Annotated in this window: 8 protein-coding genes; 5 read left to right on the plus strand and 3 right to left on the minus strand. The window is 71.5% G+C overall.

Annotated elements, in window-relative coordinates; genetic code table 11:
* Positions 1 to 82: 82 nt before the first annotated feature.
* Entirely contained in the window at positions 83 to 844 is a 762-nt protein-coding gene (locus DEJ01_RS11350; RefSeq protein ID WP_111029641.1) for an SDR family NAD(P)-dependent oxidoreductase, read from the minus strand.
* A gap of 69 nt (positions 845 to 913) precedes the next feature.
* On the opposite strand from DEJ01_RS11350, the gene DEJ01_RS11355 reads away from it, so the two are divergent.
* Complete coding sequence (locus DEJ01_RS11355) at positions 914 to 1,492, plus strand: TetR family transcriptional regulator (protein WP_111054935.1); 579 nt, start codon at positions 914 to 916, stop codon at positions 1,490 to 1,492.
* A gap of 47 nt (positions 1,493 to 1,539) precedes the next feature.
* A complete protein-coding gene (locus DEJ01_RS11360) occupies positions 1,540 to 1,950 on the plus strand; it encodes a VOC family protein (RefSeq protein ID WP_111093018.1) in 411 nt (136 codons plus the stop codon).
* A 19-nt stretch (positions 1,951 to 1,969) separates the two neighbouring features.
* Here the strand turns inward: DEJ01_RS11360 and DEJ01_RS11365 are convergent, their stop codons facing one another.
* Positions 1,970 to 2,239: a hypothetical protein gene (locus DEJ01_RS11365; RefSeq protein WP_071245932.1), complete on the minus strand. Its 270-nt coding sequence runs from the start codon at positions 2,237 to 2,239 to the stop codon at positions 1,970 to 1,972.
* Between the two features lie 94 nt (positions 2,240 to 2,333).
* On the opposite strand from DEJ01_RS11365, the gene DEJ01_RS11370 reads away from it, so the two are divergent.
* From DEJ01_RS11370 to DEJ01_RS11380, 3 genes are all read left to right on the plus strand, one after another.
* Positions 2,334 to 3,209: a DUF808 domain-containing protein gene (locus tag DEJ01_RS11370; protein ID WP_111093032.1), complete on the plus strand. Its 876-nt coding sequence runs from the start codon at positions 2,334 to 2,336 to the stop codon at positions 3,207 to 3,209.
* A gap of 132 nt (positions 3,210 to 3,341) precedes the next feature.
* Positions 3,342 to 3,776, plus strand: coding sequence for a VOC family protein (locus tag DEJ01_RS11375; protein ID WP_110894521.1), 435 nt, complete (start codon positions 3,342 to 3,344; stop codon positions 3,774 to 3,776).
* A gap of 61 nt (positions 3,777 to 3,837) precedes the next feature.
* Entirely contained in the window at positions 3,838 to 5,235 is a 1,398-nt protein-coding gene (locus DEJ01_RS11380; protein ID WP_111093019.1) for an FAD-binding oxidoreductase, read from the plus strand.
* 120 nt (positions 5,236 to 5,355) lie between these two features.
* Here DEJ01_RS11380 and DEJ01_RS11385 read toward each other — a convergent pair whose 3' ends face one another.
* Positions 5,356 to 5,751, minus strand: a complete 396-nt coding sequence (locus tag DEJ01_RS11385) for a hypothetical protein (RefSeq protein WP_111024640.1) — start codon at positions 5,749 to 5,751, stop codon at positions 5,356 to 5,358.
* Positions 5,752 to 6,000 lie beyond the last annotated feature (249 nt).

The raw sequence follows: 6,000 nt of genomic DNA on the forward strand, positions 1-6,000 counted from the left end.
CCGACGCCGCGAAGTCGTCGAGACGCCCCCGTTTTCGGAGGCGTCTCGACGTGACGACGGCGTCTCGTGCCGCAGCAACGGGTCAGACCACAGACCAGCCACCGTCGCTCGGCAGCACCGCACCGTTGACGTTCGCCGAGTCGTCGCTCAGCAGCCAGGTGATGGCGGCGGCGAGCTGCTCGGGCTGGGCGACCGGCGGGATGGTGGTCTGCATGATCGGACCGACCCGACGGGCCGCGTACTCGCTGCGCATCGGCGCCTCGATGTTCGTGGCGACCGCACCCGGCGCCACGGCGTTCGCCCGGATGCCCTGCGGCCCGTGGAAGAACGCGACGCTCTTGGTGTACCCGGCGATGGCGTGCTTCGACGAGGTGTAGGCAGCACCGGCAGCCGAGGCCTTCAACGCAGCCTCGGACGCGACGTTCACGACCGACCCCTTGCCGGCGGCGATCATCAGCGGCAGCACCGCGCGGGTCAGGCGCATCGGGCCGGTGACGTTGACGCTGAAGACACGCTCCCAGGTGGCGTCGTCGACCTCGTCCGGCGGCAGGAACGCGTCCATGATGCCGGCGACGTTGGCGAGCCCGTCCACCCGGTCGCCGGCGGCGGCGATGAGTGCGTCGATGGTCTCGCTCGCGGCGACGTCCCCGACGACGGTCTCCACGGCGAAGCCCTCGAGCTCCGTGCGGAGTGCGTCGAGCCGCTCGGCCACGACGTCGGTCGCGATGACCCGCCCGCCCTCGTTCGCGATGCGTGTCGCCGTGGCGCGTCCGATGCCGGAACCCGCTCCGGTGACGATGATGGTCCTGCCGGTGAACCGTCCGGCGGTGGTGGTGTCGGTCATGTCGTCTCCTCGATGAGAGGCGCTCGCTGCGCCACACCCGGTTATAGCACTCAGTGCCGAAAGGTCTCCATGAGCTCGACGAACGACCGTCCGACGGGGCGCCCGCGCACCATCGACCCCGACGCCGTGTCCCTCGTCGCACTCCGGCTGTTCGACGACCAGGGCTTCGACGCGGTGTCGATGGACGACGTCGCCGCGGCGGCCGGGGTCAGTCGCCGGTCGCTCTTCCGGTTGTTCCCGAACAAGGCGGCGCTGGTGTGGGGCGGTCTCGACGAGTTCGCCGCACGCTTCCGCGAGGCCCTGCGGTCACGGCCGGCAGACGAACCCTCGGCGGTGGCGCTCCGGGCGGCCTACCGGATCGGAGCGACGTTCCCGGACGACGCCGTCGAGGTCACCCGACACCGCCTCCGGGTCATCCGCGCGAACCCGTCGCTCGAGCACGTCGGCGCCGCGACGGTCACGGCCCTGACCGACGAGATCCTGCGGTACGTGGCCGAGCGGGACGGGGTCACCGCCGACGACCTCGCCGTCGCGGTACGCGCCCACACGCTGGCCGCCGCAGCGAGCGCCGCACTCACCTGGTGGGCGCTGCACGGCGACGGCCGTCCGGAGGACGTCGTGGAGCGCGCACTCGCGCTGCTCGACTGACGAGCCCGGGGTTCCCCCACGCCGCACCCCGGAGTACCTTGCCGGGCATGCACACGACCGGACCCGCGCCGTACTTCCAGTTCGCCGGCACCGCCAGGCAGGCCCTCGAGCACTGGCAGCGGGTGTTCGGCGGCGAGGTGCAGATCGCGACCTACGCGGACTTCTCCCGCACGGACGGCCCAGCCGACGCCGTCGCGCACGGCCAGCTCACCGGCGAGCTGCAGCTGTTCGCCGCGGACGCGAGCGAGGGCGACACCCCGTTCTCGGCGACCGGGCTGCTCTTCTCACTGCTCGGCGCCGCGGAACCGGACGTCCTGCGTCGGTGGTTCGACCAGCTCGCCGAGGACGGCATGGTCATCGACCCGCTGCAGCAGCGCCCGTGGGGCGACTGGGACGGCACCGTCCGCGACGCGCACGGGGTCACCTGGCTGATCGGGTTCGAGGACTCCGCGCGCTGACTCTCGCGAGCTGCAGCGCCTACTGCTGGTCGGACGGCAGCAGCGGCGCCCAGAAGGCGTCGGGACCGTCGGCCTGCACGGCGTCGCGCTCGAACCGGAACCCGTAGTCGCGCACGAAGTCGAGGGCCGCGGCCTGCTCGTCCTCGGCGTCGTCGTGGTCCGCGTCGAACAGGTACACGCCGTGCCCCATCGCGACACCGGCGTCGCTGATGACGGAGAGGTCCCAGCGCCCTTGCTCGGAACGCTCGATCCGGACGACGGCGGCCTGGGATGCGGTGAAGTCAGCCATGCCGCGAGCCTACGGACGCCCCGCGGCTGGCGTTCAGGATGCTCCGCGGCCACTACGCTGTGCACGGTCACAGGTCAGACGAGTGGAGAACGCATTGTCAGTCGGATTGCTCGCCGTGGTGGACGACATCCTCTCCGCAGCCCTCAAGGCCAGCGCGAAGACCGCCGGGGTCGTCATCGACGACGCCGCCGTCACGCCCCAGTACGTGCAGGGCCTCGAGCCCGCTCGTGAACTCCCCGTCGTCGGGCGCATCGCCCTCGGCAGCCTGTTCAACAAGTTCATCATCATCATCCCGCTGGCGTTGCTGCTCACGGCGTTCGCGCCCGGGGTGCTGCCGTGGCTACTGCTACTCGGCGGCACGTACCTGTGCTTCGAGGGTGCCGAGAAGGTCACCGAGTGGTTCGGCGTGCACCACGAGGGCGGGTCGGACGAGGCCGTCACCGAACCGAAGCTCGTCTTCGGCGCCATCCGCACCGACCTCATCCTGAGCACCGAGATCATGCTCATCGCACTGGCGGGCCTCGACCCCGACCTGGGGCTCTGGCCGACGCTCGGCGCCCTGATCGTGATCGGTCTGGTCATGACGGCCGTCGTCTACGGCGCCGTGGCACTGCTCGTGAAGGTCGACGACATCGGCCTGCAGATGATGAAGAACTCGGTCCGCCGCACCCGCCGGATCGGTGCCCGCATCGTCCGTGCGATGCCGATGGTCTTCCGGGCCATCAGCGTCATCGGCACGGTCGCGATGCTCTGGGTCGGCGGACACCTGGTCATCGCGAACCTCGCCGAGACCATCTGGCACGGGCCGTACGACCTGCTGCACGTGATCGAGCACGCGCTCGAGGCCGCAGGCCCCGTCGTCGTCTGGATCGCCGACACCGCCGTCTCGGCCGTGGCCGGCCTCGCGCTGGGCATGGTCGTCGTCGGCATCGTGCTGGGCATCGGCCGCCTGCGCGGCACGCAGCACTGACGCGGCTGCACGGCGGACGGGAGGCCCGTGGCGGCCTGGCACCGTGCCTCCCGTCCGGCGCACCGTGCGCCCACCGCTGACGGGGCGGACGCTGAGCGGACGCCGGGCGTGCATCGTCGTATCCTCGGCGCCATGGCAACGGTGCGACAGGTCCAGGTGACGTTCGACTGCGCCGAGCCGGAGCGTGTCGCCCGGTTCTGGTGCGAGGTCCTCGGGTACGTGGTGCCACCGCCCCCACCGGGTTTCGCCGACTGGGACGCGTTCGACCGGTCGCTGCCGCCGGAGCACCAGGGCTCGGCCTTCGCGTGCGTCGACCCGACCGGCGCCGGCCCCCGCCTGTTCTTCCAGCGCGTCCCGGAGGGCAAGACGGTGAAGAACCGCGTGCACCTGGACGTCCGGGTCGGCACCGGGATGGTCGGTGCCGAACGGCTCGCGGCCCTCGACGCCGAGAGCGCCCGTCTGGTCGGGCTCGGCGCCACCCAGGTCCGTCGGATGACGGCGGACCAGGTGAACGAGTCGTGCATCGTCATGCAGGACGTCGAGGGCAACGAGTTCTGCCTGGACTGACCGGCGTATCGTCGACGGACCCGAACCGCACCGCCGCGCCCCGGAAGGACCCCCACCCCGCATGACCGTCACCGCCGCATCCGCCACCGCAGCCGACGCCACCGCCCTCGAACACCTGCTGGGGTCCGACCAGGTCCTCCGCGACCCGGAGTCGCTCGAGCGCTACCGCCACGACGACGCCGAGTGGGCCGACTCCACGGCACCGCTCGCCGTGGTCCTGGCACGCAGCACCGACGACGTCGTCACCGCCGTCCGCTGGGCCGCCGCCGCCGGCCTCCGGGTCGTCCCTCGCGGTGCCGGCACCGGCCTGTCCGGCGGCGCCAACGCGATGGCCGACTCGATCGTCGTGTCGCTCGAGCGGATGCACCGGGTGCTCGAGGTGAACACCGACGAGCGCTACGCGGTCACCGAACCCGGCGTCATCAACGACGCACTCCGCGCCGCGGTCGCCGAGCACGGCCTCTGGTACCCGCCGGACCCCGCGAGCTCGGCGATCTCGACGATCGGCGGCAACGTCGCGACGAACGCCGGCGGCATCTGCTGCGTCAAGTACGGGGTCACCCGCGACTACGTGCTCGGCATGACCGTCGTGCTTGCCGACGGGTCGGTGGTGGAGCTCGGCCGCCGGACCGCGAAGGGCGTCGCCGGGTACGACCTCACGGGGCTGATGGTCGGTTCCGAGGGCACGCTCGGCATCGTCGTGTCGGTCACCGTGCAGCTGCTCCCCCTGGCGGGCCGTGACGAACGGGCGGTGATCGGGTACTTCCCCTCGTTGACCGCCGCGGGCGACGCCGTGGCCGCGATCTCGCGCGCGGGCATCATCCCCGCAGCACTCGAGATCGTCGACCGCACCTGCCTGCGCGCCGTCGACGACTGGATGCACCTCGGGCTGCCGGCGGACGTCGACACCCTGCTGCTCGCGCGGGTCGACGAGCGCGGTGCCGCCGGGGACGCGATCGCCGACCACGTCGCGGACGTCTTCGCCGAGGCCGGCGGCACGGACGTCGAGCGGGCCACCGACCCCGGGGACATCGACCGGCTGTTCCAGGCCCGCCGGCTCGCCTACCCGGCGCTCGAACGGCTCGGCCCGGTGCTGACCGAGGACATCTGCGTGCCGCGGAGCGCGGTGCCCGAGATGCTCCGGCGGATCCAGGTGACCGCGGACGCACAGGACGTCACGATCGCCAACATCGCGCACGCCGGCGACGGCAACCTGCACCCGCTGATCATCGCGCCCGAGGGCGACGACGCCGCGAAGGCCCGCGCGAAGACCGCGTTCGACCAGATCGTGGCGGACTGCCTGGCGCTCGGCGGGACGGTGACCGGTGAGCACGGCGTCGGGCTGCTGAAGCTGCCGGGCCTGCGGGTCGAGCTCGGCGACCGCGTGCTCGCGATGCACCGCTCCGTCAAGGACGCGCTCGACCCGGCGGGGACCCTGAACCCGGGCAAGGCGTTCTGACCCGAGCGGACGACGGACAGGAGGCCCGGTGCCAGCTGGCACCGGGCCTCCCGTCCGTCAGATGGTCGCGTTCAGCGACCGGTGTGCGTCACGCAGGAGCGCTTCCGCACGCACGCGCACTCAGTGGCGACGGAAGTACCCGTTCGCGCCGCCGACGTACATCAGGATCGTCGCGATGAGCACTGCGACGCCACCGATCCAGCCGAAGGCGTTGCCACCCGAGGCCGCGCCGACGCCGACACCGATGAGCTGCAGGACCGCGAGGACCGTCAGCACGATGCGGGCCCAGTTGCGGCCGTCGCGCATCTTGAAGACGATGATGAGCTCGATCACGGCGAGGATGAACGCGAAGATCGCGCCGCCGACGAGCGGGGCGGTGCCGACACTGTCAGCGACGTCGGCGGAGGAGCCCGACGTGAGGTTGATGATGCCCTGCAGGATGTTCGCCAGGACCACCACCAGCCAGATGACGAACGCGACGGTGACGGACGTGGGACGACTGGACGTCGATGCCATGGGGAGTGCCTTTCTCGATGGACCGCGTTCAGCGGCCTCACAGCGAACGTACTTGGAGGCGTGAGCGCTGTCCGGATGCGCCCGAAGGTCACAGAGCGGTAACGACGGCAGATCCGTCCAAACCCTTCGCCGGAGGGTGCCGAATCACCTGCAACGACCGGGAAACACCCGGAGCGCTCACCAGCCGCACATCGCTGGTTCTCCACCCCACCAAGGGTGTGTTCGGCGCGCACACAGCAGCCGCGCCGA

It is taken from the genome of Curtobacterium sp. MCLR17_040 (assembly GCF_003234735.1).
In the GTDB taxonomy this organism is placed as follows: domain Bacteria; phylum Actinomycetota; class Actinomycetes; order Actinomycetales; family Microbacteriaceae; genus Curtobacterium; species Curtobacterium flaccumfaciens.